General features: G+C 61.8%; 28 protein-coding genes. 12 read left to right on the top strand and 16 right to left on the bottom strand.

Annotation, left to right across the window (positions count from 1 at the left end; genetic code table 11):
- Positions 1-174 precede the first annotated feature (174 nt).
- Positions 175-879 (bottom strand): glutathione S-transferase family protein, encoded by a 705-nt coding sequence (locus NKH21_RS21710; RefSeq protein WP_352663224.1) that lies wholly within the window; start codon positions 877-879, stop codon positions 175-177.
- A gap of 108 nt (positions 880-987) precedes the next feature.
- Here NKH21_RS21710 and NKH21_RS21705 point away from each other — a divergent pair, with 108 nt between their 5' ends.
- The 3 genes from NKH21_RS21705 to NKH21_RS21695 all read left to right on the top strand — a co-directional run bounded on the left by NKH21_RS21705 (position 988) and on the right by NKH21_RS21695 (position 3,432).
- On the top strand, positions 988-1,353 hold the full coding sequence (locus NKH21_RS21705; RefSeq protein WP_352663227.1) for a winged helix-turn-helix transcriptional regulator: 366 nt from the start codon (positions 988-990) through the stop codon (positions 1,351-1,353).
- 520 nt (positions 1,354-1,873) lie between these two features.
- A complete protein-coding gene (locus NKH21_RS21700; protein ID WP_352663230.1) occupies positions 1,874-2,713 on the top strand; it encodes a hypothetical protein in 840 nt (279 codons plus the stop codon).
- Between the two features lie 200 nt (positions 2,714-2,913).
- Entirely contained in the window at positions 2,914-3,432 is a 519-nt protein-coding gene (locus NKH21_RS21695) for a CAP domain-containing protein (RefSeq protein ID WP_352663233.1), read from the top strand.
- Between the two features lie 45 nt (positions 3,433-3,477).
- Here NKH21_RS21695 and NKH21_RS21690 read toward each other — a convergent pair whose 3' ends face one another.
- The 5 genes from NKH21_RS21690 to NKH21_RS21670 all read right to left on the bottom strand — a co-directional run bounded on the left by NKH21_RS21690 (position 3,478) and on the right by NKH21_RS21670 (position 10,892).
- Positions 3,478-6,165, bottom strand: coding sequence for an EAL domain-containing protein (locus NKH21_RS21690; protein ID WP_352663236.1), 2,688 nt, complete (start codon positions 6,163-6,165; stop codon positions 3,478-3,480).
- Positions 6,166-6,338: 173 nt separating this feature from the next.
- Positions 6,339-7,874 (bottom strand): DHA2 family efflux MFS transporter permease subunit, encoded by a 1,536-nt coding sequence (locus NKH21_RS21685; RefSeq protein WP_292653931.1) that lies wholly within the window; start codon positions 7,872-7,874, stop codon positions 6,339-6,341.
- Positions 7,875-8,171: 297 nt separating this feature from the next.
- Positions 8,172-9,350 carry an HlyD family secretion protein gene (locus NKH21_RS21680; protein WP_352867474.1) on the bottom strand — a complete coding sequence of 393 codons (1,179 nt, stop codon included), beginning with the start codon at positions 9,348-9,350 and terminating at the stop codon, positions 8,172-8,174.
- Positions 9,347-9,826: a MarR family winged helix-turn-helix transcriptional regulator gene (locus NKH21_RS21675; protein ID WP_023717107.1), complete on the bottom strand. Its 480-nt coding sequence runs from the start codon at positions 9,824-9,826 to the stop codon at positions 9,347-9,349. The genes NKH21_RS21680 and NKH21_RS21675 overlap by 4 nt, the downstream gene beginning before the upstream one ends.
- A 157-nt stretch (positions 9,827-9,983) precedes the next feature.
- A complete protein-coding gene (locus NKH21_RS21670; protein ID WP_352663242.1) occupies positions 9,984-10,892 on the bottom strand; it encodes a LysR substrate-binding domain-containing protein in 909 nt (302 codons plus the stop codon).
- 150 nt (positions 10,893-11,042) lie between these two features.
- Here NKH21_RS21670 and NKH21_RS21665 point away from each other — a divergent pair, with 150 nt between their 5' ends.
- Positions 11,043-12,431 carry an FAD-binding oxidoreductase gene (locus NKH21_RS21665; protein ID WP_352663245.1) on the top strand — a complete coding sequence of 463 codons (1,389 nt, stop codon included), beginning with the start codon at positions 11,043-11,045 and terminating at the stop codon, positions 12,429-12,431.
- 40 nt (positions 12,432-12,471) lie between these two features.
- Here NKH21_RS21665 and NKH21_RS21660 read toward each other — a convergent pair whose 3' ends face one another.
- Positions 12,472-13,407 carry a bifunctional helix-turn-helix transcriptional regulator/GNAT family N-acetyltransferase gene (locus tag NKH21_RS21660; protein ID WP_352867470.1) on the bottom strand — a complete coding sequence of 312 codons (936 nt, stop codon included), beginning with the start codon at positions 13,405-13,407 and terminating at the stop codon, positions 12,472-12,474.
- A gap of 208 nt (positions 13,408-13,615) precedes the next feature.
- Here NKH21_RS21660 and groES point away from each other — a divergent pair, with 208 nt between their 5' ends.
- Positions 13,616-13,912: a co-chaperone GroES gene (gene groES / locus NKH21_RS21655; protein ID WP_006203049.1), complete on the top strand. Its 297-nt coding sequence runs from the start codon at positions 13,616-13,618 to the stop codon at positions 13,910-13,912.
- Between the two features lie 62 nt (positions 13,913-13,974).
- On the top strand, positions 13,975-15,630 hold the full coding sequence (groL, locus tag NKH21_RS21650) for a chaperonin GroEL (protein ID WP_352481739.1): 1,656 nt from the start codon (positions 13,975-13,977) through the stop codon (positions 15,628-15,630).
- 170 nt (positions 15,631-15,800) lie between these two features.
- Here groL and NKH21_RS21645 read toward each other — a convergent pair whose 3' ends face one another.
- On the bottom strand, positions 15,801-16,445 hold the full coding sequence (locus NKH21_RS21645; RefSeq protein ID WP_352867467.1) for a TetR/AcrR family transcriptional regulator: 645 nt from the start codon (positions 16,443-16,445) through the stop codon (positions 15,801-15,803).
- Between the two features lie 99 nt (positions 16,446-16,544).
- On the opposite strand from NKH21_RS21645, the gene NKH21_RS21640 reads away from it, so the two are divergent.
- From NKH21_RS21640 to NKH21_RS21630, 3 genes are read left to right on the top strand one after another with little or no spacing between them, the layout of a single operon-like run.
- A complete protein-coding gene (locus NKH21_RS21640; protein WP_352867464.1) occupies positions 16,545-17,555 on the top strand; it encodes a zinc-dependent alcohol dehydrogenase family protein in 1,011 nt (336 codons plus the stop codon).
- A 48-nt stretch (positions 17,556-17,603) separates the two neighbouring features.
- Positions 17,604-18,050 carry an OsmC family protein gene (locus NKH21_RS21635; RefSeq protein WP_352867462.1) on the top strand — a complete coding sequence of 149 codons (447 nt, stop codon included), beginning with the start codon at positions 17,604-17,606 and terminating at the stop codon, positions 18,048-18,050.
- Between the two features lie 16 nt (positions 18,051-18,066).
- On the top strand, positions 18,067-18,453 hold the full coding sequence (locus NKH21_RS21630; protein ID WP_352867460.1) for a nuclear transport factor 2 family protein: 387 nt from the start codon (positions 18,067-18,069) through the stop codon (positions 18,451-18,453).
- Positions 18,454-18,554: 101 nt separating this feature from the next.
- Here NKH21_RS21630 and NKH21_RS21625 read toward each other — a convergent pair whose 3' ends face one another.
- Positions 18,555-19,070 (bottom strand): OsmC family protein, encoded by a 516-nt coding sequence (locus NKH21_RS21625; RefSeq protein ID WP_352867458.1) that lies wholly within the window; start codon positions 19,068-19,070, stop codon positions 18,555-18,557.
- A 117-nt stretch (positions 19,071-19,187) separates the two neighbouring features.
- Between NKH21_RS21625 and NKH21_RS21620 the strand changes: the two genes are divergently transcribed.
- Positions 19,188-19,511: a helix-turn-helix domain-containing protein gene (locus NKH21_RS21620; RefSeq protein ID WP_352867456.1), complete on the top strand. Its 324-nt coding sequence runs from the start codon at positions 19,188-19,190 to the stop codon at positions 19,509-19,511.
- A gap of 58 nt (positions 19,512-19,569) precedes the next feature.
- Here NKH21_RS21620 and NKH21_RS21615 read toward each other — a convergent pair whose 3' ends face one another.
- Together NKH21_RS21615 and NKH21_RS21610 are read right to left on the bottom strand one after the other, a co-directional pair.
- Positions 19,570-20,181: a LysE family translocator gene (locus NKH21_RS21615; RefSeq protein ID WP_292664434.1), complete on the bottom strand. Its 612-nt coding sequence runs from the start codon at positions 20,179-20,181 to the stop codon at positions 19,570-19,572.
- 86 nt (positions 20,182-20,267) lie between these two features.
- Entirely contained in the window at positions 20,268-20,624 is a 357-nt protein-coding gene (locus NKH21_RS21610; protein WP_352867453.1) for a nuclear transport factor 2 family protein, read from the bottom strand.
- 224 nt (positions 20,625-20,848) lie between these two features.
- Here NKH21_RS21610 and NKH21_RS21605 point away from each other — a divergent pair, with 224 nt between their 5' ends.
- Positions 20,849-21,769, top strand: a complete 921-nt coding sequence (locus NKH21_RS21605) for an AraC family transcriptional regulator (RefSeq protein ID WP_352867450.1) — start codon at positions 20,849-20,851, stop codon at positions 21,767-21,769.
- Between the two features lie 38 nt (positions 21,770-21,807).
- Here the strand turns inward: NKH21_RS21605 and NKH21_RS21600 are convergent, their stop codons facing one another.
- The 5 genes from NKH21_RS21600 to NKH21_RS21580 form a co-directional block, all read right to left on the bottom strand.
- Positions 21,808-22,146, bottom strand: coding sequence for a YkgJ family cysteine cluster protein (locus NKH21_RS21600; RefSeq protein WP_352867485.1), 339 nt, complete (start codon positions 22,144-22,146; stop codon positions 21,808-21,810).
- 50 nt (positions 22,147-22,196) lie between these two features.
- Positions 22,197-22,361, bottom strand: a complete 165-nt coding sequence (locus NKH21_RS21595; RefSeq protein WP_352867447.1) for a hypothetical protein — start codon at positions 22,359-22,361, stop codon at positions 22,197-22,199.
- A gap of 1 nt (position 22,362) precedes the next feature.
- Positions 22,363-22,770, bottom strand: a complete 408-nt coding sequence (locus NKH21_RS21590; RefSeq protein WP_292664441.1) for a hypothetical protein — start codon at positions 22,768-22,770, stop codon at positions 22,363-22,365.
- Positions 22,770-22,997: a hypothetical protein gene (locus NKH21_RS21585; RefSeq protein ID WP_352492637.1), complete on the bottom strand. Its 228-nt coding sequence runs from the start codon at positions 22,995-22,997 to the stop codon at positions 22,770-22,772. Before NKH21_RS21585 ends, NKH21_RS21590 begins: the two co-directional genes overlap by 1 nt.
- A 344-nt stretch (positions 22,998-23,341) precedes the next feature.
- Entirely contained in the window at positions 23,342-23,551 is a 210-nt protein-coding gene (locus NKH21_RS21580; RefSeq protein WP_010915421.1) for a cold-shock protein, read from the bottom strand.
- Between the two features lie 688 nt (positions 23,552-24,239).
- On the opposite strand from NKH21_RS21580, the gene imm45 reads away from it, so the two are divergent.
- Positions 24,240-24,581, top strand: coding sequence for an Imm45 family immunity protein (gene imm45, locus NKH21_RS21575; RefSeq protein WP_352867444.1), 342 nt, complete (start codon positions 24,240-24,242; stop codon positions 24,579-24,581).
- The last annotated feature ends 19 nt before the right edge of the window (positions 24,582-24,600 follow it).

Genomic DNA, 24,600 nt, shown 5'->3' with positions numbered 1-24,600 from the left:
ACCTCCCACCCGCCGCCCCCGCCGGGCTCGCGCCCCCCCGCCCCCCCCACCCCCAGCGCCCGGCGCGCGTTGCCGCGCCCCCCCCCCCCCCCCCCCCCCCCCCGCCCCCCCCCCCCCCCCGCCCGGCCCCCCCCCCCCCCCCCCCCCCCCCGCGGCTGAGCTGCGTGACAAAAGCTAGGCAGCGAAACGATCGATCACTTCGGTCAACGGGACATGGCCAAGACAGGCACCCGAACCCGCCGGCTTTTCGCCATCCTCGATGGCCTGGGCGTAACCCACTGCCGGATCAGCTTCGATCCTGCCGCGCAATGCGGCCAGCTTGGGGTAGCTCGCGCCGTCGACCGCCTTGTGGAACTCCGCCCAGCGCGCCACGCCAATCAGCGTGGTATCCGCAAGCGTCAGCCGATCGCCGATCAGGAATTCCGTGTCGGCGATCATCGCCTCGAGCTGGTAATGGCGGTTGGCAACGATCTTGCGGCCAAAGTCACGCAAGGTTGTCAGCAGCAGCGGTTCGGCCGATTCCATTTCATATGCAGCCCAGAGAGGGGTGAAAGCGGTGGTGAAACCGGTGTTCACGAAAGCCATCAACTGGTGCATCCGGTCGGCCTCCGGCGAGCGAGGCTCGAAGCTGATACGGCGTTGCGTGTCACGAGCTTCGAGCCAGGCGGCGATCGCCATGGTCTCGGTGAGCACCCTGCCCTCGTCCGTGATCAACACCGGCGTTTCCTGACGGCCGTTGATGCTGGCATAGGCGTCATCCTTCATTTCAGTGAGCATATCGACGCGACACAGGCGATAGGGTTGTCCGAGGCGTTCAAAAGCAGCGACGAGCCCCATCGAACTTCCCAGCGGGAAGCCGTAAAGGAGGATAGGTTCCATTTCTTTGTCTCTTCCATGATTTAGGGATCACGCTGCGCAGCGAAACTTGACCCTAAACGCTGGTCGCCCCATGTAAATTACGCACTATTCTGTAACCAGGTTCCCGCCATGAAAGATGTCGTCTCTCGCTGCCCGATCGAAGAGACAATGCGTGTGCTCAGCGGTCGCTGGCCCACCTTGCTGCTCTACTATCTCAAGGACGGGACCAAGCGCTTCAGCGACCTGAGGCGTGACAACCCAACCGTGTCGCACCGCATCCTGGCGCTCGAACTGCGCAAGCTGGAGGAAGCCGGGATCGTGCGGCGAACGGCGCATGCCGGCTATCCGCTACGCGTGGATTACGACCTCACGGAGCCCGGTCTCAAGCTCGTGCCGCTCATCGATGCCCTGGGCGATTGGTGGGAAGATACCGAGGACGATCGGGCCAGCCGGGCCTCATCGACGCCGGAAACGAGTCTGGACACAGCCGCCTAGCACGATAGTGAAAATCTGACGCTTGATATCCGAGCCTGGACAGCCGCTTCGCGTCGGATCCGGGCCGACTACCGGAATGCACCGGCAGCGCCAGAAGCTTCATTGCCGAGCAGATACTCTAACGTCGCATTTTGGGCCGCAAGCGGACTGGCCGCTTTCAGGTCCTTGGACCATCGAGCCGGCCTCAGTTCTGCCGACGTTGCTTTCGACCGGTCCTGTGACCACCGCGGCTTCCACCGGATCGCCAGAAAAGCGAGGCAAGCGAGGGAAGGCAGCGTCAAGTTCGAGCCAGAGATTAAGAAGAACAGAGCCATCGCCGCATAGGCGTCTGCCTGCGTGGGTATGGACGGATTCACTCATGCGCAATATGAATTATGAATGGAGATGAGGCCTGCCGTGGCGCTCACATTTTCGCCGTGTCGCCAAGGCAGGTAACGCTCGTTCAATGACGCTGCGCAGGGCGGTTGGGCTTCTGGTCTGACGCCGCCGGCAGAAGTGTCGATATCAGGGGATCTGGTCAATGACCGACAACAAGCCAGACGTTACCAAGGATTGGCAAGCGACGCAGGGCCAGAAGTCCTCCGCCACGCGTCTTCGCCTTTTCGCCGCACTCTCGTGGATCGTCGCCATTGGCGGCGAGATCTACGGAATTATGCTGCTTCGCCAGAACAAGTTCGACCAGGGACACCTGTCGCTGATCATCGGCCTTCTGGTCGGCATCGCGATTTTCGCAATCGCCGGCAACTTGCTGTGGAAGGCGGCCAACAGGCACGATCCGGCCCGCGCATCCGACGCGGCCAGGTTCTTCTTCCAAAACCAGCTCGGCGCAATCATCACGCTGATTGCCTTCCTCCCACTGGTTTTCCTGATCCTCACCGACAAAAACATGGATCCGCGGACCAAGAAGATTGCCGGCGGCGTCGGCGCTGCGCTGGCTGTGCTCGCGACGGTTACGGGGATCAGTTTCAAACCCCCGTCGGTCGAACAGTACACTCAGGATATGAACACGTGCGCAGCCCAGATCAAGTCGGGGCAGCCGACCACCGCCTGTTCGCCCGATGTCGCCGCTCAGGCGCAGGCGATCGCGACGGACACCGCCGCGGTGGCGGCGGCGACGCGGGACGCGAGCCACCCCGCCGGTCAGGATGTCGTTTACTGGATCGCGCCCGAAAACGGAGCCGCGAAGTCCGCCGAGCCGCATGTTTTCCACCTCTGCGCAGGCGTGAGTCCGCTGAAGGACAAGACCGTGAATAGTGGCTCCGTGACGGAGGCCTATGCACAGAACGCCATTCGCATCACGAAGCAGATCGATATGGAACAGAAGCAGTGCGGGTTCACCGCCACAACCAGCCCCAACTGAACCCGCCTGCGCTCGATCGCGTCCAACCGTTGGTCTTGTCGAGAGGGACGGCGCGCAAGCGCAGGCTCAGTATTGACTCGCCGAAGCAACGCTAAATACCGGGATCGCCCGGCTGGCCATTATTGTCCAACTGCAAACTTATCCGCAGCGGTTAGTCCCCTGCCCGGCAAAAGCCATGATCGCGGTTATGTCAGGCGGGCATGACCGTTACGAAAATCGAAAATCATGAGGCCCAACCTGGCCTAAACAGGCGCGTGCTGCTCAGAGCTGCCGGCCTTGGCGCCCTTGCCGGGCTCACCGCCTGCGCAACCGCAGTGCTGCCTACCGGCGAAGGCGCCGGTGTCTCTGCTTCCGCCGCCGGCACGCTGGCCGGCATCCGCGCTTCGGCGGGTCTCGCGCCGGTTGTCGCCGATCCTCAGCTCGAACAGGCGGCGCTGCAGCAGGCCGGCTATATGGCGCGCGGCGGCCGCATGAACCACACCACCGGCTGGGGCAAGGACTTTGCCTCGCGCGTCAAAGACAATGGCATTGCCGGCGCGGCCGCCGAAAACATCGCCGAAGGCCGCTTCGACCAGCAGAAGCTGTTCGATATCTGGGTGCATTCGCCAGGCCACCGCCGCAACATGCTCGACCCGCGCTTCACGCGCTTCGGCCTCGCCTATGTACGCGACGGCCGCGACAGCACGCTTCGCTATTGGTGCCTTGTGCTCGGCAGATAATTTCCGCCATTTGGGTCGGCGGAAGCCTGCAGGATGGCCGACCCATCAGTCTTTGCGACCGCCGCCGAGCAATTCCTCGATGTCCTGCGCACAAACCGGCCTGCTGAAATGATAACCCTGCATCTCGTCACAATTGTTCCTGCGCAGGAAGGCCACCTGATCATCCGTCTCAACGCCTTCGGCAATGACCCTCAGGTTGAGATTTTGCCCCAATGAAATCACCGCGCTGGCCACAGCCTGGTCGTTCTCGTCGGCGGCGAGATCCTTGATGAAGGACTTGTCGATCTTCAGCCGCGCCACGGGAAAGGTCTTGAGTGCACTGAGGCTGGAATAGCCGGTGCCGAAATCATCGATCGAGATCTGGACACCCAGGCTTTGCAGGGCGTTCATGGTCGCGACCGCGAGCTCGATATCCTGCATGATAAGGCTCTCGGTCACCTCCAGCTCGAGATACCTGGCCTCCAGGCCGCTGCCCTTCAACGCGCTGACGATGCGATCGATCAGGTTGCGTTCCCTGAATTGCCGCGGCGACACGTTCACGCAAACGGTCAAGGGCGGCAGCCCTGCGTCTTGCCAGGCCTTGTTCTGCCGGCACGCCTCATGCAGAACCCAGTCGCCGATCGGTACGATCAGACCTGTCTCCTCGGCGGTCGGGATGAACGTCGTCGGCATTACCGTGCCAAGCGTTGGATGGTTCCAGCGTATCAACGCCTCGACCGCAAAAACCCGACCTGACCGAAGGTCCACCTGCGGCTGGTAGAGCAGCGTGAATTCCGAACGCGCCAAGGCGTTTCGCAACTCTTCCTGAAGCACGAATTTTTCATGCGCCCTGGTGTTGAACTCCGGAGCGTAGAACTGGAAGTTGTCGCGGCCGAACTCCTTGGCGCGATACATGGCCGCGTCGGCATTTGCCAGCAGCGTATCGGGATCCGTCCCATCCTTGGGATAGTTGGCAATGCCGATGCTGGCCGTCGCCCGTACAAGATGCGCTCCGAGCTGAACCGGCTCGGCGAGTGAAGCCCTGAGCTTTTGCAAGGTCTCGGAGACGAGATCGACGTTCGCCGGCTGGTCGAACAGTACGACGACGAATTCGTCGCCGCCAAGCCGCACGACGGTATCGGTCGCCCGGACGCAGTCGACCATGCGGCTTGCGACGATCTTCAGAAGCTCGTCTCCGGCATTGTGGCCGAGCGTGTCGTTGACGAATTTGAAGTTGTCCAGATCGATGAACACCACCGTCACCCAGCGACCGTATCGCTGGGCGTACAAGACCGCCTGCGAAAGCCGGTCCTCGAGCAAGGCGCGATTGGGAAGCCCGGTCAGCACGTCATGGTTGGCCATGAAGTGGATGCGGTCTTCGGCCTGTTTGCGTTCGATGGCGATCCCGGCGATGCGCGTCGTGAAATCGATGAGGCGTGTCTCGGCCTCGGTCGGTTCGCGCACCGTCATCGAATACATCGCAAAGACGCCGAGCACGGCGCCCTGATGCGACAGGATCGGGGTCGACCAGCATGAACGCAAACCGTGCGGCCGCGCGAGTTCGCGATAATCTTGCCAAAGCGGATCGTGCATGGTGTCAGCGACAATCACCGGCTCGCGCCGATAGACAGCGGTTCCGCAAGACCCGGCCCGAGGGCCGATCGCGGCGCCGTCGACGGCGTCGGTGTAGTCTCTCGGCAGGCTCGGCGCGGCTGCGTGGCGCAAGTGGGTGCCATCCTTGTCGAGCAGCAAGACCGAACCGAATATCCCCGCCAGTTGGGACTCGACCAGACGCATGAGCCGCTCGAGCACGTCTTCGAGGGGGGCGCTCTTTGCGATCATCTCGAGGATATGCGCCTGCCCGTCGCGAAGGATTTCGGCCTGCTTGCGCGCAGTGATGTCGCGGGCAATGCCGACGAGGCCGAAAATGTTGTTTTGAACGTTGCGCAACGGCAGCTTCGTCGACAGGAACCATTTGCCGGTGCCTGACGCATCGACGACGAACTCCTCCTCGTCGATCATCGGTTGTCCATCACGCATCAGTTGCTGCTCGATGGAGCGAAATTTTTGCGCAAGATCCGGCGCGTGAAGGTCGAAGTCGCTCAGACCGATCATGTCGCTCGTGCTGTCCCGACCGCTGTCGGACGCAATGGCTCGGTTGGCGACGACGAAGCGGCTTTCGGTGTCCTTCACCCACATGTAGTCAGGCACCAGGTCGATCAGCGTCTGCAGCGAGATACGCTCGTCGACGACCAGGCGATTGGCGCTGAGCTCGCTGATGTCCTCGTGCGTGGCCACCCAGCCGCCGTCAGGCATCGGTTGATGGCAGACCTGGATTGTCCGGCCATCGGCGAGGTCGGCTGTCCAGTTCCCCGAAGCCGTGCCCGAATTGACCGCCCGCGCCAACGCCAGATAAGCGTCCGCATTCATTGCCGAGGTCCCGACAGCGACGCGCCGCTCGACGATTTCGCGCAGCGCCGCACCCGGCTGCAATTGCTCCGGCGCAAGGCGATAGATTTCCGCATAGCGTCGGTTGCACAGGATCAGCCGTTCATCGGCGTCAAAGAAACAGATGCCTTGCGAGATGTTCTCGATCGCGGTCTGGAACCGCAGTGCCTGGTCCTGAAGTGCCGCAATCGTGGTGCGAAGCTCGCGCTCGAGGGCCTCATATGAGGCAGTCGCCAGTTTTGCCAGCGTCGTCAAATTGGCGGATTCAGGCGCTTCGGCGGTTTGCCTGGATGATTTCGTGGCCAAACACAATTCCTCCCGCTGATGCTTGAAGCAAGCAATGGAGGCTCGCCTTCAACCCAGAAGCGAGTGCATATTGGTCCGGATATACTAATGGCAGGTGAACCTTGCTCAACGCCGACGCGACCGGCACAGGCAACGGAACCCGTGAGCCGGTCGCGGTGCCGGAGCTGTGAGGCTTAGTCCATGTGCGCGGCAGGCGCCCCACCGGCGGGCGGCGCAGCCTTTGGCTTGCGCAGCAGGAAAACAAACGGGACAGCAAGCAGTGTCATCATCATCAGCAACTTGAAGTCATTGACGTAGGAGATCATCATCGCCTGGATATTGACCATGCGATCCATCAGCGACAGCGCCGTCGGATCGCCGCCCGCCGCTGCCGGCGATGCCGCCCAGAGGTTGGGATTGAACGGATTGACATAGGCCGAGAGCTCGGCGTGGTTGATCTGCGTGTTACGCACCAGCAGAACCGTCACCACCGACACACCGATCGACGAGCCAAGATTGCGCACCAGGCTGAACAACGCCGTGGCATCGGTGCGGAAGCGTGCGTCGAGCGTAGCGAAAGCCACGGTGGACAGCGGCACGAACACCATTCCCATTCCAAGGCCCTGGATGACGCCGGAGCTGAGGATAAGCCAGTTGTCCATCTGCGGCGAGAAGCTGGACATGGTGTAGAGCGATTGCGCGGTCAGCAGGAAGCCGATGACGACGAGGATCCTGGCATCGATCCTGTGCATGATCCGCCCGACGAACAGCATCGCAATCATCGTGCCGACACCGCGCGGCCCCAGAACGATGCCGATGGTGAGTGTCGGATAGCCGAAGATGGTCGACAGCATGGGCGGCAGCAGCGACATGCTCGCCAGGATGAGCACGCCCATGACAAAGATGAACGCCAGCCCGGTGACGAAATTGCGATCGAGGAAAATCTTGGGGTCGATAAAGGGGTGCTCCGCCGTCAACGTATGAATGGTGAATACCCAGAAGCCGGTGATGGAAAGGCCAAGCTCGATCCATATCTCGATCGAGGAAAACCAGTCGACCTCGCCGCCGCGATCGAGCATCAGCTGCAGCGCGCCGACACCGAGCGAGAGCATGGTGAAGCCGAAGAAATCGAAGCTGCGCACCCGCCGGGCGACGCTGGGAAGATATGCGGCCATGCCGAGGAAGGCGATGATGCCGACCGGCAGGTTGATGAAGAACACCCAGCGCCAGTTGAAATTCTCGGTCAGCCAGCCACCCAGCGTCGGGCCAAGGATCGGTCCCAGCATGATGCCGGCGCCCCAGATGGCCATGGCCTGGCCGTGGCGTTCCCTGGGGTTGATGTCGAGCAGGAAGGTCTGCGACAGCGGCACGATGGCCGCGCCGAACACGCCTTGCATCAGCCGGAACAAAACGATGGTCTCAAGGCTCCAGGCGATGCCGCACAGCATTGAGAAGACAGTGAAGCCGACCACGGCCGTCAGGAACAGCTCCTTGCGACCGAAGCGGTCGGCCAGCCAGCCGGTCACCGGCGTCATGATCGCGGCGGCAACGATGTAGGAGGTCAGCACCCAGTTGATGTTGTCGGGGGAGGCGCCGAGATCGCCGGTCATGGTCGGCAGCGCAACGTTGGCGATCGTCGTGTCGAGCGCCTGCATGATCGTCGCCAGCATGAGCGCAACAGTGATCAGGCCGCGGTGCGGCACTTCGCGAAAGGGTTCTGGGCTGCTCATGACGTAAAACTTCCAGCAGGTAACAAAAACGTGTACATTAGGTTTCCGGACGGCGAGGCCCCGCTGTAGAGAGACCCTCATCGCGGTGGGACGCGAGCATCGATGTGGGGGTTACATCGACTGAGCGTCTCGACAAAGCGGGCGCCTGCCGCCCGGAAACCTGAGGACCGAAGATCCTGCGCGGCGTTGTCTGCTCAGGCGGGCTAGCCCGTCTACGCATTCAACTTTTCCTGCGTCTCCCTCGGACCAATCCTGCATCCATCTCGCTGTTTGCTATGCGGCCGCTACCAGGCCTCTTTACTTGGCCTCGCCTGCCGTGGCGCGGTGGAAAATGCTCGGCAGCCCGCGGGAAACGCCGGTGTCCACCGTGACCGTCGCGCTCATGCCGGTGCGCAGCGCCGTCTTGGCGTCGGCATCGGCCAATTCCAGGCGGACCGGAATGCGCTGCGTCACCTTGACCCAGTTGCCGGTGGCGTTCTGCGCGGGCAGCAGCGAGAACTCGGCCCCGGTGCCGGCGCCGATCGCCTTGACGGTGGCTTCGAACGTCTTGCCCGGATAGGTATCGACCGCGATTTCGGCCTTCTGGCCCGGCTTCATGTTGGTGAGCTGGGTTTCCTTGAAATTGGCGTCGACCCAGGTGTCGCCGATCTCGACCAGCGAAAACAGCGGCGTGCCCGAACCGACATACTGGCCGACCTTGAACGAAGCGGCCTGGCTGATGATGCCGTCGGCAGGTGCCTTGACCGTGGTCTGGACCAGATCGTAGGCCGCCTTGTCGCGTGCGGCGAGCGCCGCCATTACCGTTGGATGCTTGTCGGTCTCGATGTCGGGATTGCCGCCAAGTGCCGCCTTGGCGCTGACGATCCCTTGCTGGGCCACGGCCAGCTGCTGCTTGGCCTTGTCGAGGTCGTTCTTGGCTTCGTCCAGCGACGACTTGGCGTTGATGCCCTTCTGGGCAAGGTCGGCGGCACGGTCATATTGCGACTGCGCGTACTTGACCTGGCTTTCGTCCGACTTCTCCTGCGCCAGCGCCTGGCTGTAGGCTGCACGCAGCTGCTCGACATTGAGCCGTGCGCCGGCCACCGCCGCGTCGGCCTGGGCCAATGCGATCCGGTAGGGCTCGGGATCGATAGCAAACAACACGTCGCCCTGCTTGACAGACTGGTTGTCGAAAATGTCGACCTGAACGATGCGACCCGCCGTATCGGCGGCTATCGATACCTTGGCCTGCTGCAGATTGGCGTTCTCGGTCTCCTGATAGCGGCCGCCGGTCACCCAGACATAGCTGCCGCCGGCGATCAACGCAGCCGGCAGCACAAACATCAAAAGGAAACGGCCGGCACGGCGCTTCTTCTTCGGCGCCACCGGCGCTGGAGCTACCTGCGGAGCCACCGTTACCGGAGCTGCCGCCGGCTTCGCGGGAGCTTCCATCTCCAGCTTGGCCGCATTCTCATCTAGTTTGGCTACCGCGTTCATGCTGCTGCGCCTTCCGTATTCTTCACTTTTTCCGAGGGCGGCGTCTCACCATCTGCAAGATTCTGCACCATTGTCTCCAGCGCCTTGACCAGGACGCGGCGATCTTCCGGCGAGACGCCAACGAGCGATTCCTCATAGACCTCGCCGGCAAGGCTCTTGACGTGGGCGTAGGCCGCGTTCGCCTTGGCGGTCGGGAAAATCATGCGCACTCGCCTGTCGGTTGCGTCGGGACGGCGCTCGATCCAGCCGCCCTCCTCCATGCGATCGACAAGGCGCGACACGCTGATCGGCTCGATTTCGAGAAGCTCGGCAAGCCGCGCCTGCGCGACACCCGCCTCCTTGGCGACACGTACCAGAAGCCGCCATTGCGCCGAAGAAAGGCCGAAACCACTGGCGCGCGCCTCGAAGCGCTTGCGCATCAGGCGCTGCACGTCGTGGATCAAAAAGCCCAATCTGTCGATGCCGTCGGAAACCATGAGCGACATATATAATAAGCGTGCTCATAATTCAAGGAGCCCGGATTATGCCAGAAGCCGGCAAGTGTGCATGGCAGTCAGTGCAGGGCGATCGTGGTTAGCAATTTATTATGTCGAGCGCTTGTGACGAGCGTGCAGAAAATCGGCGTTCAGATGCTCAGGCCATCGATCTCATCCAGGCGGAAAAGGCTTCGATATGCGCTTGTCGGGGGTGATTGGCTACGCAGGCAAGGTAAAAGCCATAGCCTGGCAGAGAGAGATCATGTGCCTTGACCAGCCTGCCGGCCTCGAGTTCGCCACTGACGACCACATCGCTGCAGATAGCGATGCCTTGGCCGGCCGCGACCGCGTCGATCGCGTGCAGCTCTTCGCGGAAGCTTAAGTCCCATGCCTGGTTGGCATTGGGGATGCTGGGATCGATCGAGCGTGCGATCGCCAGCCATCGCTGCCAAGTCGGCGCTTCCGGGTCGCGGTTCGTCCAATTGAAATGGATGAGCGGGTGTTGCAGCAGATCGGCGGCGCGCTCGATCTGTCGGTCGCCTTCCGCGAACAGCTCCGGGCTGCATACCGGAAAGAATGCGTCCCGAAAAATTTCCTGCGCGGGAACATCCCTCGGCATTCTGCGCGCATAGCGGATCGCGACGTCGGCGTCACCGGCTCGCAGGTCCAGAACGGCGTCTGTCCCGATGATCTCCAGTGGAATGTTCGGATGCTGTTCGCGCCACTTCGACAGGCGCGGAACCAGCCATCGGCTGGCAAATGCATTTGGGCTCGTCACGCGCAACGGGCGTTGGCCAACACCGGCCGAGGCTGATGCTATTGCCGCAGCGAAAGCGTCGAAGCCGTTGCAAATTACCGGGAATAGCCGTTCGCCCACGCCTGTGAGCACGAGCGGTCGTGGGCGCCGCCGGAACAGCAGTTGCCCACAGACCTCCTCCAGCAATCGAATCTGGTGGCTGATGGCCGTTGGCGTCACTCCGAGTTCCGTCGCGGCCTTCCTGAAGCTCATCAGCCTGGCAGCGGCCTCGAAGGCGCGAAGCGACCCGAGCGGCGGAAGTTTTCTCATCCAGGCAGTTTAGATGAATTTAGCTCATCCAGCGACTGAGATATTCGATTTTGCAGCGAATGGCGCCGCATGAGATCATTATAATCCGACACATGTCGGTGAACGAAAGCGGCCTGTCCAACCGTGCCGAATCACGAAGGGTGTCCCTCGATGAGCATGTTCAAGCTTATAGACGGTTCCGAGCCGACGTTGCAGGCGCCAGATATCGCCCGCCTCAGGCAGGCGATTCGCGGCGATCTGATCCTTCCGGACGACCCTGGCTATGACCAGGCGCGCAGAGTTTGGAATGGCATGGTCGATAAGAGGCCGGCGGCTATCTTCTATTGCGCCGAATCCAGCGATGTCGTCACGGCCGTCAACTTCGCCCGATCGCAAGGCTTCCTCGTCGCCGTCCGCGGCGGTGGCCATAACGTCGCCGGCAGTTCGGTATGCAACGGCGGCGTGGTGATCGATGTGTCACGCATGAAGCGGATCGAAGTCGACCCGATCCGTCGTGTTGCGCGCGCAGAAGCCGGCTTGAACCTGGGCGAGTTCGACGCAGCCACGCAGGTCCATGGTCTTGCGACGACCATGGGTGTCAACGCGGATACCGGCATAGCCGGACTGACACTCGGCGGCGGGTTCGGCAAGCTTGGCCGCAAACATGGACTGAGCTGCGACAACCTTGTCGCTGTCGAAATCGTGACGGCGGACGGCCGGTTGCTCACGGCAAACGCGGCCGAAAATGCAGATTTGTTCTGGGGCATTCGGGGCGGCGGCGGCAATTTCGGAATAGTCACGACTTTCGAATACAAGCTCCATCCCGTGGGTCCGCTCCTCATCGCGGGATCGATGCTATACCGGTACGAAGAGGCACGCGAAGCGATGCGGTTCTATCGTGCGTTCTCGAGCGGCGCCCCGGATGAGCTGAGCCTGGATGCAGCACTTGTGACGGCGCCCTCGGGCGAACGCTTCTTCAGCATATCGGCGTGCTACATCGGCCCACTCGACGAGGGCCAGCAAATCATTCAACCTCTGAGAGAGTATGGCACGCCGGTTGAGCGCCGGATTGCTCCTGTCCCCTATCTTCAAATCCAATCGGCCGCGGACAGCCTCTTTCCGCGCGGTCGGCGCTACTACTGGAAGGCGCAGTTCATGCGCGAAATCACAGATCAGGCGATCGATACCATGTTTGCGGCTTACATGACTGCACCCAGCGAATCGCTTCTGGTCCTGCAGCAGGTTGGCGGCGCCATCTCGCGAGTACCGATGGACGGAACGCCCTGCGCCAACCGAGATGCACTTTACGATTGCTTCCCGATATCGATCTGGGACAATCCGTCTGACGACGAAACGCACATCCGATGGGCGCGTGAGCTGTGGGATGCAATGAGACCGTTCTCGACCGGCGGCGTCTATGCCAACAATCTCGGCGACGAGGGCACTGATCGGGTTCTGGCAGCTTACGGCGAGAATTATCCGAAGTTGGCCGCACTAAAAAACAAGTATGATCCTACCAATTTCTTTCGCTTGAACCAAAACATCAAGCCTGCGACCTGAGCGACCGCCGCAGGCCGATGCCCGAAATTCTGCAGCGCTGCTACAACTCCAAATCCCAGTTCTGGCCGACCAGATCCTTGCCGAAGGAATGGTGGCGCTCCTCGTTGGTCAATTTGAAGCCCGCAGCCTCATAGATGTGGCGGGCGGCGGCGAGCACGTCGTTGGTCCACAGCGTCAGTGTCCCGTAACCCGTGGCGCGGCAAAAGCCGACACATTCCTCGACCAGCCGCTTGCCGATGCCGAGGCCGCGCGCCGACGGCTCGACATAGAGCAGGCGCAACTTCGCCACCGCGTCCGACTGGCGCACGACGAAGACCGAGCCAACGACCTCCCCTTCCCGCTCGGCGATCCAGCTGCGTTCCCATTTCGGATCGAAGGATTTGACGAAGGCGCCGAGGATTTCGGCGACCAGCGCTTCATAGGTCTCGTCCCAGCCATATTCCTGCGCGTAGAGCAGACCCTGGCGATGGATGATCCAGCCGATGTCGCCGACCTGCAGAGGCCGCAGCGTGTAGGGAATCTTGGGTTCGGCGGTCCCGTCCAGCAGGCGCTGCACCGTCTGCATGGCCTTGACCAGCCTGTCCTGTTCGGCAACCGAAAGCCGTTCGAGCAAAGCCGCGACCTGGTCGTGCGAGCCCTGGTTCAGCGGCGCGAAAGCCTGCCGCCCGGCCTTGGTGAGCGCGATCGACGAGCGCCGCGCATCCGCCTCGATCGTGGCGCGCTCAACCAGATCACGCTCCTCGAACTTCTTCAGCAGCCGGCTGAGATAACCGGCATCGAGGCCGAGATCGCGCGCAAGGTCGGTGGCGGTCAGGCCATCGCGATGCGCCAGTTCATAGAGCACCCGCGCCTCGGTCAGCGAGAAAGTGCTTTTCAGCAGCCCTTCGTCGAGCAGCCCGATCTGGCGAGTGTAGAAGCGGTTGAAAGCCCGCACCGCGTCGATCCGCTCCTTGCCTGGGTGATGATGAATGGTCATGGCATCCTCCTCCCGGCAAGATCAGCGATTAGTCAATGATCATGTTTGAAGCAATTGTCCTGATGATGCTCACCGGGCGCCTTGACTCACGCGAGCTGCCAGCCTATTTCACGGCCACGTTAGCACTCCACCAAGATGAGTGCTAACCACATGTCCGGCGCCGCCGGACGGAGGAACTGTTCTCACCATTCTCATCGAGGAATAAAAAATGGCAAAGTCGAAGTTCCGCCCGCTTCATGACCGCGTGGTCGTTCGTCGGGTCGAATCCGAATCCAAGACCGCGGGCGGGATCATCATCCCCGATACGGCTAAGGAAAAGCCGCAGGAAGGCGAGATCATCGCCGTCGGTTCCGGCGCCCGCGACGAAGCCGGCAAGCTCGTCCCGCTGGACGTCAAGGCCGGCGACCGCATCCTGTTCGGCAAGTGGTCGGGCACCGAAGTCAAGCTCAATGGCGAAGACCTTCTGATCATGAAGGAATCCGACATCATGGGCATCATCGGCTGAATATCGGCCTCACCCTCATTTAAATCTTCGGGCTCAATCCAAGCCCCTGCCAGGAGCTAAAAATGGCTGCCAAAGACGTAAAATTCTCCCGCGACGCTCGTGAGCGCATGCTGCGCGGCGTCAACATCCTCGCCGACGCGGTGAAGGTCACGCTCGGCCCCAAGGGCCGCAACGTCGTCATCGACAAGTCGTTCGGCGCACCGCGCATCACCAAGGACGGCGTCACCGTCGCCAAGGAAATCGAGCTTGAAGACAAGTTCGAAAACATGGGCGCGCAGATGGTCCGCGAAGTTGCTTCGAAGACCAACGACATCGCCGGCGACGGCACCACGACCGCGACCGTTCTGGCACAGTCGATTGTCCAGGAAGGCCACAAGGCGGTTGCCGCCGGCATGAACCCGATGGACCTCAAGCGCGGCATCGACCTCGCCGTCGCCGACGTCGTCGCGACGCTGATCAAGAACGCCAAGAAGATCAAGACCTCAGAAGAGGTTGCCCAGGTCGGCACCATCGCCGGCAATGGCGATGTTTCGGTTGGCTCGATGATCGCGGAAGCGATGCAGAAGGTCGGCAATGAAGGCGTCATCACCGTCGAGGAAGCCAAGACCGCCGAGACCGAGCTCGAGGTCGTCGAAGGCATGCAGTTCGACCGCGGCTATCTCTCGCCCTACTTCGTCACCAACGCCGAGAAGATGGTTGCGGATCTGGAAGACGCCTACATCCTTCTCCACGAGAAGAAGCTCTCCAACCTGCAGGCCATGCTGCCGATCCTCGAGGCTGTCGTGCAGACCTCGAAGCCGCTGGTCATCATCTCGGAAGACGTCGAAGGCGAGGCCCTGGCCACGCTGGTCGTCAACAAGCTGCGTGGCGGCCTGAAGATCGCTGCCGTCAAGGCGCCGGGCTTCGGTGATCGCCGCAAGGCCATGCTGGAAGATATCGCCATTCTCACCGGTGGCCAGGTCATCTCCGAAGACCTCGGCATCAAGCTCGAGAATGTCGGCCTCAACATGCTCGGCCGCGCCAAGAAGGTGTCGATCTCCAAGGAGAACACCACCATCGTCGATGGTGCCGGCAAGAAGGCCGAGATCCAGGGCCGCGTCGCCCAGATCAAGCAGCAGATCGAGGAGACCACCTCGGACTACGACAAGGAGAAGCTGCAGGAACGTCTCGCCAAGCTGGCGGGCGGCGTTGCCGTCATCCGCGTCGGCGGTGCGACCGAAGTGGAAGTCAAGGAAAAGAAGGACCGCGTCGATGACGCCCTCAACGCGACCCGTGCGGCCGTCGAAGAAGGCATCGTTCCCGGCGGCGGCGTCGCACTGCTGCGCGCTTCGCTGAGCATCAAGGCAACCGGCGCCAACTCCGACCAGACCGCGGGCATCAGCATCGTGCGTCGCGCGCTGCAGGCTCCGGCCCGCCAGATCGCGGCCAACGCCGGTGCGGAAGCATCGATCGTTGCCGGCAAGATCCTTGAGAACAAGGGCGCGACCTTCGGCTACAACGCCCAGACCGGCGAATATGGCGACATGATCGCCATGGGTATCGTCGATCCGGTCAAGGTTGTGCGCACGGCTCTGCAGGACGCGGCCTCGGTCGCCGGCCTGCTGGTCACCACCGAAGCCATGATCGCGGAGGCTCCGAAGAAGGAGTCGGCTGGCGGCGGCATGCCTGGCGGCATGGGCGGCGGCGGCATGGGCGGCATGGGTGGTATGGATTTCTAATCCAACCCGTCAGCCTTCAGATACGGAAAGGGCGGCCGAGAGGTCGCCCTTTTTTGTTGATGGGACGGAGGATGAGAGGCTGTTCGATTCCAAACCAAGCGGAAGCATACCCCTCACCCCTCTTCGGCGTCGGCGCAGAACGTGAATCGCCGAGCTGGAGTGTCGGCACTTCAGCAGGGCTCCGCGCTGGCCTTGATGCCCTGGAAGCGCGAAACGTCAATGCGCCGTGATGCGATCTCTTTCGCCGGCAATGCCCCCTCAATCAGCGCCGCGACCTCATCGGCTACCGCTAGCACCGGGGCGCGGTCGTGGGTGGCGCGCGCGATCACCATCAGCCCTTCCAGCGATGATTCGACCAGCAGCGCCAGCGTATGCGCGCGGCGCTCGGGCACCCCTGCCCTGACGAAGGCCGCCCGGAGCAAGCCTATCCATTGCTCGAAGGCTGACCGGCACAACTCAACCAACTCCGGCATGTCGGTCGGCGAATCCAACACCACGGGCGCGATCGGGCAACCGAGCGTGAACTGGTTGTCTTCCAGCATGCGCGCGACCGACTGGTAGATGTGGTGGACAGCCACCGCCGGGTCCTTTTCAGCGGCGAGCGCGGCGTCCAGCCTCTGCGTCACATCGGCGACGCTATTGCGCGTCACCTCGATGACCAGCTGGTCCTTGCCGCCCGGAAAGTGGAAGTAAAGCGAGCCTCTTGGCGCAGAGGAGGCGCTCAAGATGTCGTTGAGCGACGTGCCGTGGTAGCCGCGCTGCCTCAGCAGCAGCGCCGTCGCCTCGAGCATGCGGGTGCGAGTGTCGTTCGCCATGTCAACCTCTGTCAGGAGTGAGCACTATAGGCCTTGCCTCGAATATGACAACCGGTCTATATAATATGTAGATCAGTCTACATATTTGAGCGAGGGCTAATGCGCAGTTATCGTCTTGAAGGAACCGGCGGGACCAAGTGCCTGGTGATGCGCAACGAGGCGCAGCCGACCCCGAAGCCGCACGAGATCGTCGTGCGTGTTCGCGCCACCTCGCTCAACCGCCGCGATACGATGATCCTCAACGGCACCTATCCGCTGGCGCCGCGCCAAGGCGTTATCCCGCTGAGTGACGGCGCCGGCGAAGTCGTTGCCGTCGGCGACGCCGTCAACCGCTTTGCGGCAGGCGACCGCGTCATCGGCAGCTATTTCGCGCGCTGGATCGACGGCCGCATCAATGCCGGGCTGATCGACCAGCTTGGCTGCACGCTGGACGGGATGCTGGCCGAATACGCCGTGCTCGACGAGCAATGGGCGGTACGGCTTCCCGATCATCTCGACTGGCATCAAGCAGCGACACTGACCTGCGCCGGCCTGACCGCCTGGAATGCGGTGACGGCGGCCGAAATGCCGAAGCCCGGCCAATGGGTTCTCGTCATCGGTTCAGGTGGTGTCGCGCTGTTTGCGCTGCAATTCGCCAAGCTGCTCGGCTGCCGTGTCGTGGCAGTCACCTCGCGCAGCGAGAAGCTGGACCGGCTGCGGGCGCTGGGCGCCGACCTCGTCGTCTCGACCGCCGACATGCCGGAATGGGGTGCTGCGGTGCGCGAGCAGACCGGCGGCATCGACCTCGTCGTCGAGACCGGCGGCCCGCCGACCTTCGCGCAATCGATGATCGCCTGCGCGCTTTACGGGCGCATCGTGCTTCTCACCATACAGGATGCGAAAGGCGGGACGGTGCAGATCCCCGGCCCCGTCTACCAGCGCAGCCTCGCCACCATCAGCCGCCTGTTCGTCGGCAATCGCACCAACCTCGAAGCCATGCTGCGCGCCATCTCGGTGCATCGGCTCAAGCCTGTCATCGACAAGGTGTTCGCCTTCGACGAGGCCAACGACGCCTACCGCTATTTCCAGCAAGGCGACGTCTTCGGAAAGGTGGTCGTCGACGGCGCCTGACTGGTTCGCTCAAAAACTGATCAACCCTCAAATCAAAGGAGAGACACAATGACCATTCGTGAAGCAGAGGCCCAATGGCAGGGATCGTTGAAGGAAGGTTCGGGCCGGCTGAGGCTCGGCAGCGGCGTCTTTGAAGGTGCCTACTCCTTCCCGTCGCGTTTCGAGAACGGTCCCGGTACCAACCCCGAGGAATTGATTGCGGCGGCGCATGCCGGCTGCTTCTCGATGGCGCTGAGCGCCATCCTCGGCCGCGAAGGTCACACTCCCGTGCACATCCACACGATCGCGAAAGCCCATCTCGGCGCCAGCGCGGCCGGACCGACGCTGACCCGTATCGAGCTGGAGACGGAGGCAAGCGTCGCTGGGCTGGCAGCGGCGGAGTTCGAGCGGCTGGCGCAGACCGCCAAGGAGAGCTGCCTCGTATCGCGGGCGCTGGCCGGCGTCGCCGTGATCACGCTCAAGGCCCGGCTCATCGAAACCGCTACCGATCACTGAAGGGAAGGAATATCCAATGACACAGGAACTCATCATCGACATCGCCGCAGCCGAACGCTCCGCCGAGACCGCCGAAATCATGCGGCGCTACAACGACGTCTTCCAGCGCCACGACCCGTCGGCGCTCGACGATCTGGTGGCGGAAGACTGCGTGATCGAGAACACCACGCCGGCCCCGGACGGCGCCCGCCGCATCGGCAAGGGCGCCTGCGTCGAACTGTGGTCGGCGATCGCGACCGGGCCCGGCACGCGCTTCGACATCGAAGAAACCTTCGTCGCCGGCGACCGAGCGACGATCCGCTGGCGCTACTGGATGGCCGACGGCAATTCGCTGCGCGGCGTCAACCTAATGCGCGTCAAGGACGGGCAGATCGTCGAGGCCATGGGCTACGTTAAGGGATAGAGCTTGGCGACAAGCTGCATTCAGCCAAGCTGCATTCAGTGAGGCCGCGCTCAGGCCCTGCCCGGAATCCCCAAAGTTTAGGATTCCGGGCAGGTCGTGGGCTACCGCACGACTTTGTGAAGCTTCACGAAGGTCTTGGGACTGCGCTGGATCGTCTGGAAGATCACGCAGTAGCGATCGGTGAGCTCGAGCAGGTCAGTCAGCCGGTCTTGCGCAACGTCGGTCTCGATGTCGAACCGCAGGCGGATCTCCTTGAAGCCGACCGGCACACCTTCGGTGACGCCGAGCGTGCCGCGAAGATCGACGTCGCCCTCGGCGGAGATTTCGGCCGACTTGATCGGTATTTCGAGGACGGCGGCCGCCGCCCTCATCGAAACGCCGGCGCATGCGATAAGGGCTTCCAGCAGCATGTCGCCGGAACAAAGCTCCTGTCCGCTGCCCCCGGCCTTCGGATGGATACCCGCTAGCGCGAGCCCACGTCCTGTCTCGACCTTGCAGGTGACCTTGGAGTCGTCGGCACTGCCCCTGGCCTTTAGCGTAAGAAGTGCCGCGCGCGCATCCTTGCGATATAGATCCTTGATCGGCTCCTGCGTGGCGCGAAATGTCGTGATGTCCATGCATATTCTCCTGCCGTGAGATGTCGCTGTTCGAAATCGTATGGCATTGCCGGGTTACTCCGGCACGCTCACACCCGAGCCCCCGAGTTCGGCGGGGAAGTCCTTCAGCTTCGGACCGTGGAGGCGCTGGCGAAGGAGGCCGCGCTGTCGCGCACCGTGCTCGCCGAGCGTTTCACCAGGCTCGTCGGGATGCCGCCGGTGCACTATCTCGCCAAATGGCGGATGCAGATTGCCTCGGAACTGCTCAGCACCGGCAACAGCAACGTCGCAAACATAGCGGCGGAAATCGGCTACGAGTCCGAGGCGGCGTTCAGCCGTGCCTTCAAGAAGATGATCGGCGTCCCGCCATCGGCCTGGCGGCTGGGTGTTCGCGCTGCGCCAGGTTTCGGAGGCGGCGAGGCTTCCGAAACCGAAAGCGGGCCGGCCGATCCGCAGCGGTAAGCAATTCCAGGAATGTGCGAACGGTTTTCCGTCCGGAATTGCCTCAAAACAGGGAGATCTACCGGTCCGCCAGCGCCAGTTTGGCGCCGAGCATGACAAAGGCACCGGCGAAAGTACGGCGCATCCAGGTCAGCACCTTTGGCCGCGACACGACATGGCTGCGGATTGACGCCGCGAAAACGCCGTAGCCGACAAAGACCACGAAGGTGAGCAGCATGAAGACGCTGCTGAGCTCCAGCATCTTCGACAGCGCATGCGGTTCGGTGGTGCTGACGAATTGCGGCAGGAAGGCAAAGAAGAAGATCGACAGCTTCGGATTGAGGATGTTGATGAGGATGCCCGAAGTGATCACTTTGCCGGCGGAGCGCGGCGCGACATCTTCATCGACGCTCAGGCCGCCCTTCTCCTTCAGCGTGTTCCAGGCCATGTAGAGAAGATAGGCGACGCCGAGATATTTCAGCGTCTCGAAGGCGACGGCGCTGGTGTGCAGCAGAGCCGCGAGGCCGGTGATGGCGGCCGCCATGTGCGGAATGATGCCGAGCGTGCAGCCGAAAGCGGCAATGATGCTGGCGCGCGCACCACGCGAAAGCCCGGCGCTCAGCGTATAGAGAACGCCGGTACCGGGCGAAGCCACGACAATCAGCGACGTCAACAGAAATTCGATGCTCACAGATGGTCTCCCGGTGCTGCCCCAGCCGCCGGCAGCCTAATCAGCGAAACGTGCGGGCACAAGCCAGCCTGAGAGCCTATGCGCATTCAGATCATGCTGTTGGCGTGCAGCTTGCTATCGGCAATAGGCTGGCGAACTTCCCAGTGTTCGACGAGCTTGCTGTCCTTCAGCCTGAAAATGTCGACGATGGCCAAGCCCTCCTCTTCGGGTTCACGTTTTGCGTGCATGTGCACGATGACGAAATCCCCTTCGGCAAAAATCCGCTTCACCTCTCCCTTCACGAGGGGAAATGACTGTTTGAGCTGCTGCAGATAGGCTTTGAAGCCGTCCGCACCATCCGCAATGTTCGGATTGTGTTGGATGTAGCGTTCGCCAAAATGCATCGAAGCAGCTTCGATGTTGCCTTGGTTTACCGCTTTGTCGATGAAGTCCAGGGCGATCATCTTGTTGGTCTCGAGCGAACTATGAGCCTTGGCTGGAATGGATTTGATGGTTCATCACGCATGTTTTGCTCCGTCAGGTGCCCGCTTCTGCCCGGTGTGGACAGGAGCGTCCGCACGCCGACATTGCCAACATGATCTGTCGCGATTGTGAGATGGTCGATACGCTATTCCGCTAGATTCTTATCCAATCGTCTAATAGTCCTATTCGTTGGAGGTTGGTTCTCATGGACGCCTTGTCCGAAGTTCTTGCTTCGCTGAGATTTGGCAGCGCCATGATCGGCAGCGCGACCCTGCATCGGCCGTGGGGTATTTCGGTCGATCCGACAAGGAATGCCGCCATCCACGTCATACAGAACGGCGAATGCTGGCTGCGGCTAGCCGGTGAAAAGGAGCCGGTCCGCTTAGGCGAGGGAGACGTCATCCTTGTCGCGAGCGGTATCGGGCATGCCCTTTGCAATCCGGCTGATGCACCGACGGCATCGATATCCGCCGTCCTTTCCGCAAATCGGAGCGGACCAGAACCGAAAAGCGAGAGCGGCGCGACAACTCTTCTTTGTGCGAGATATTCACTCGACGGCGTCGGGCCGTACCCGATGGTTTCGCTGCTTCCTCCGCTGATCCGTTTGACCCGAAATCAGATAGGCACCAGCGAGCCGCTGCGGCTTGCCCTGGAACTTCTGCAGGTCGAAGCGAAAGGCAATCTCGGCGGCCACGATATTGTCGCTCCACGCCTTCTCGACAGCACGTTGATCTTCCTGTTGCGTGCCTGGATCGAACATCAGCCACTCGGAACAGGGGGATGGTTTGGCGCCTTGCGCGACAAAGGCATTGCGCAGGCTTTGCGCCTGATCCATGAGCGGCCGGGCAATCCCTGGACCATCGCTTCCCTTGCCAGCGGCGCGGCACAGTCCCGAGCCACCTTCGCGCGTCGCTTCGCTCAACTGGTGGGACAGCCGCCGCTGTCCTATGTGACCCGGTGGCGGATGAACCTTGCCGCCAAGGCTCTGCGAGAAACGAACCAGAACATTGGCGAGATCGGGCGCGCCGTCGGATATGAATCGGTGCCGTCGTTCTCGCAGGCATTCAAACGGTTGACCGGACGATCGCCCGGCCTCTACCGCAGCGACTTTCGATCATCTGACTGACGAATTTCAAACCTGAGACGCCAGCCCGAGGGCCGCCATTACGGCGTCGGCAGACCGTGAGCCCGGCGTGCCATCAGGCAGTCGTCATCGCCCGGCATGCAGGCGCGGCAGACGTCAGGACGGATGTCGTAGATGCCGCAGGCCGTCGACTTGCCGACCTCGCCGCACAGTGCCGAACAGCGCGCGCCGTCGCAGCGCATGCCGGCTTCGTCGGCAGCCACGTATTTTTGCGGGATAAGGTCGAGTTGCGCGTCATCCTCGGTGGAGAAGCGCGGCCATCTGGACGAGTAGGCACAGCAGGCGCCACAGGTCTGGCAATCGAAGGCAACCGGATCGGCGCCCTGTTGTGGCGACGAAAAATCCCCCGCGACCGCCAGGGCAAGCAGCCTTGGCGCGGATTTCCGGCCGGCATTTTGCTGCAAGGGCGCTATTTCTTCTTCGGCTTGCGCGGCGGCGCTTCGGCCGGCGACCTGAACAGATCGGTGCCGGCTTCGGCGGCTTCACCGGTTTTTGGCGCGGCGGACGGCTTGGCCGGCTTCACGGCGGCAGCAGGTGCTGCCGGCTGGCCCTTGGCGGAAAACTTGATTGCCATATCAATCCTCGTCAGAGAAACGCGATGATGGCGCATTCGGATTGCGAAGGCGGCCGATGAGCGCCGAAACGGCCGTGATGTTCATTTCTTCGGGCGACCAGTTCCTGGCTTCCTCGATGTGCCGGGGCGCCAGTTCGCGATGCGTGCTGCCGCTGTAGGCGGCATCCTGAAAGGTCACGCGCTCGCGGGTCTTGGCGTTTTCCCGGACGTATTCGATAAGGTAATTGGGGCATTCGGCGCGGCCGCGCACGCCGAGCCGAACCTGGGCATCGCCGTGGACACGCCTGCAGCGCTCGAGCTTTTCGAGCACGCGCCGGACATATTCGACCGGCTTGTCGAGTTCACCCACGACATCGGCGATGGTCGAATCGGCGGCGATCGCCTTTTGAGGCACGCGTTTGGTGGCCATTAGCGTTTGCCTGCGCGTTTTGGCGAGGCCGCGAGCGCAACCGCTGCCGCCATTTCGTCGGCTTCCTTTTCCAGGCGCAGTTCGCGCAGCCGCGCGGTCTTGGCTTCGCGGGCCTGGCTGACGGCATCCCGTTCGGAATTGATACGGTCGAGCGACATCGACTGGGTCCGCGTCTTGCTAAAAATGGATTCGGCCTGGTCGCGGGGTTTTTTTGAAGTTTCGGTCAAGGTCTTTCTCCCGGTTCGGAGCGCGCCGCCGAAAAGTGGCGAGACTGGTCTTTCGGCCAGGACCCCGCACAAAGCAATACGGCAGCCGGTTTCAAATTGCTGAAACGTCCTTAGCACGTCCGGGCCGTCGAGCAGCGCTCTTTCGGCGGTCGAAGCGCAAAAATGAAAAAGGCCAGGCACCGCCTGACCTTCCATGAGAGCGCCCGCGCATCCCGAGAGACGCGCAAAGAAACGTTCTTCTCATGCGCATGAGCGGGGACTTAACCTCCCCGCGACCATGCGCTGGAATTTGCCATTCACCGGTGCCAGTACATCCGTGGTCACCGGTGAGGCTGAATTCCGTTTTAGGCCGCCTTCAACTGGTCGGCGGACATCTTGCCCGACTTGTTGTCGCGGACCATCTCGTAGCCAAGCTTCTGGCCCTCGACGATGTCGCGCATTCCGGCGCGCTCGACGGCAGAGATGTGGACAAAAACGTCGGCAGAACCGTCGTCAGGCTGAATAAAACCAAAACCCTTGGTGGCGTTGAACCATTTAACTGTGCCTGTGCTCATAACGAACCCTTTCCATGGCAAATATTCATTCGCCGTCATGCGGATGCATAACAACGTTTGTCTCGATTTTGATGGGGAAGTTCGTCAAAGGCGCGCCTCGGCGCGCGGATAACAAAAGTCGGTCAAACAAACATCGACAAAATTCTTGTAGACTTCTTTGCGCGCCGTGTCAATTTTTTTGATTTGCCGGTGGTGTTTCAGTTTGAAATTTGACGCCTCTCTTGCCGCGTTGCGACGCTCTGTCCTATACGTTCGCCGTATGAGTGAGCAACCAGACGAAACGAACGGCCTTGTGAATTCGCTCCTGCGACAGGCGGCGGAAGCGCGGGTAACTGCGGCAACTGCTATGATCCGCGCTCTGACAATGGGTGACCCGGAAATTTGGGAACCAACGCCTGAGAAGATCGCCGAATACAAAGCGGAGCTAGCTGAGGCAGAAGCCGAGTTGGCGGACTTGAACAATGCCGACCGGACCTAAAGGCCAGAAACGCCCGTCCGACGTAATCGGCAATGCAGCCCGCATCAACTTCATTCACATCTATAAGACGCCTAAGACTTCGTCAGCCATGGCGGCAGTCCGAGGCGCTCCGGTCAATTGCCGATCTTTGCGAGAAGATGGACGCCGTTGCGCCGAAGCCGGGTCGCGCGGGCCCATACAAGAAGAACACCGGCGAAGTCTAGAGGCAGGATGCTGACTTGGACCACTCTTGATTCACTGGGGGAAAACGATCTCCTCTACCGTGGCGCGGTGTTCCGCTTCCGCGCTCGAACTCCAGTAGAGGAAATCCGAGAGTACATGCTGTTTAATACGTTTGAGGCATCGGGTCTGGGTCTTGTACGGTGCAGCGGCTATGACGCAGGTCACGTGCTCGTTTACCTGCCAAAAGAAGCGAAGGCAGAAGGGGCGGTGGCAATATCGCCCAAGTGGCTCGCCTCGCATTGGCGCGAATGGATCGGTCATTCTATTCCAAGCCAAGTTTGGGTATCCAAAGAGGCGCAAGAGTCGCCGGAGCGGCTGCCAGACGAGTGATGCCCTTTGACATGTCGGG

It is taken from the genome of Mesorhizobium sp. M1329 (assembly GCF_040318035.1).
Lineage (GTDB): Bacteria > Pseudomonadota > Alphaproteobacteria > Rhizobiales > Rhizobiaceae > Mesorhizobium.
This window is presented reverse-complemented; position numbering and strand designations above follow the sequence as displayed.

Coding starts and splice junctions, on each gene's coding strand:
- NKH21_RS21670 (WP_352663242.1), bottom strand. CDS start 10,892: ATGAGAAAACTTCCGCCGCTCGGGTCGCTTCGCGCCTTCGAGGCCGCT.
- groL (WP_352481739.1), top strand. CDS start 13,975: ATGGCTGCCAAAGACGTAAAATTCTCCCGCGACGCTCGTGAGCGCATG.
- NKH21_RS21675 (WP_023717107.1), bottom strand. CDS start 9,826: ATGGTTTCCGACGGCATCGACAGATTGGGCTTTTTGATCCACGACGTG.
- NKH21_RS21695 (WP_352663233.1), top strand. CDS start 2,914: ATGACCGTTACGAAAATCGAAAATCATGAGGCCCAACCTGGCCTAAAC.
- NKH21_RS21680 (WP_352867474.1), bottom strand. CDS start 9,350: ATGAACGCGGTAGCCAAACTAGATGAGAATGCGGCCAAGCTGGAGATG.
- NKH21_RS21660 (WP_352867470.1), bottom strand. CDS start 13,407: ATGACCATTCATCATCACCCAGGCAAGGAGCGGATCGACGCGGTGCGG.
- NKH21_RS21640 (WP_352867464.1), top strand. CDS start 16,545: ATGCGCAGTTATCGTCTTGAAGGAACCGGCGGGACCAAGTGCCTGGTG.
- NKH21_RS21580 (WP_010915421.1), bottom strand. CDS start 23,551: ATGAGCACAGGCACAGTTAAATGGTTCAACGCCACCAAGGGTTTTGGT.
- imm45 (WP_352867444.1), top strand. CDS start 24,240: ATGCTGACTTGGACCACTCTTGATTCACTGGGGGAAAACGATCTCCTC.
- groES (WP_006203049.1), top strand. CDS start 13,616: ATGGCAAAGTCGAAGTTCCGCCCGCTTCATGACCGCGTGGTCGTTCGT.
- NKH21_RS21665 (WP_352663245.1), top strand. CDS start 11,043: ATGAGCATGTTCAAGCTTATAGACGGTTCCGAGCCGACGTTGCAGGCG.
- NKH21_RS21710 (WP_352663224.1), bottom strand. CDS start 879: ATGGAACCTATCCTCCTTTACGGCTTCCCGCTGGGAAGTTCGATGGGG.
- NKH21_RS21625 (WP_352867458.1), bottom strand. CDS start 19,070: ATGGACATCACGACATTTCGCGCCACGCAGGAGCCGATCAAGGATCTA.
- NKH21_RS21610 (WP_352867453.1), bottom strand. CDS start 20,624: ATGATCGCCCTGGACTTCATCGACAAAGCGGTAAACCAAGGCAACATC.
- NKH21_RS21700 (WP_352663230.1), top strand. CDS start 1,874: ATGACCGACAACAAGCCAGACGTTACCAAGGATTGGCAAGCGACGCAG.
- NKH21_RS21590 (WP_292664441.1), bottom strand. CDS start 22,770: ATGGCCACCAAACGCGTGCCTCAAAAGGCGATCGCCGCCGATTCGACC.
- NKH21_RS21595 (WP_352867447.1), bottom strand. CDS start 22,361: ATGGCAATCAAGTTTTCCGCCAAGGGCCAGCCGGCAGCACCTGCTGCC.
- NKH21_RS21645 (WP_352867467.1), bottom strand. CDS start 16,445: ATGGCGAACGACACTCGCACCCGCATGCTCGAGGCGACGGCGCTGCTG.
- NKH21_RS21630 (WP_352867460.1), top strand. CDS start 18,067: ATGACACAGGAACTCATCATCGACATCGCCGCAGCCGAACGCTCCGCC.
- NKH21_RS21605 (WP_352867450.1), top strand. CDS start 20,849: ATGGACGCCTTGTCCGAAGTTCTTGCTTCGCTGAGATTTGGCAGCGCC.
- NKH21_RS21705 (WP_352663227.1), top strand. CDS start 988: ATGAAAGATGTCGTCTCTCGCTGCCCGATCGAAGAGACAATGCGTGTG.
- NKH21_RS21635 (WP_352867462.1), top strand. CDS start 17,604: ATGACCATTCGTGAAGCAGAGGCCCAATGGCAGGGATCGTTGAAGGAA.
- NKH21_RS21685 (WP_292653931.1), bottom strand. CDS start 7,874: ATGAGCAGCCCAGAACCCTTTCGCGAAGTGCCGCACCGCGGCCTGATC.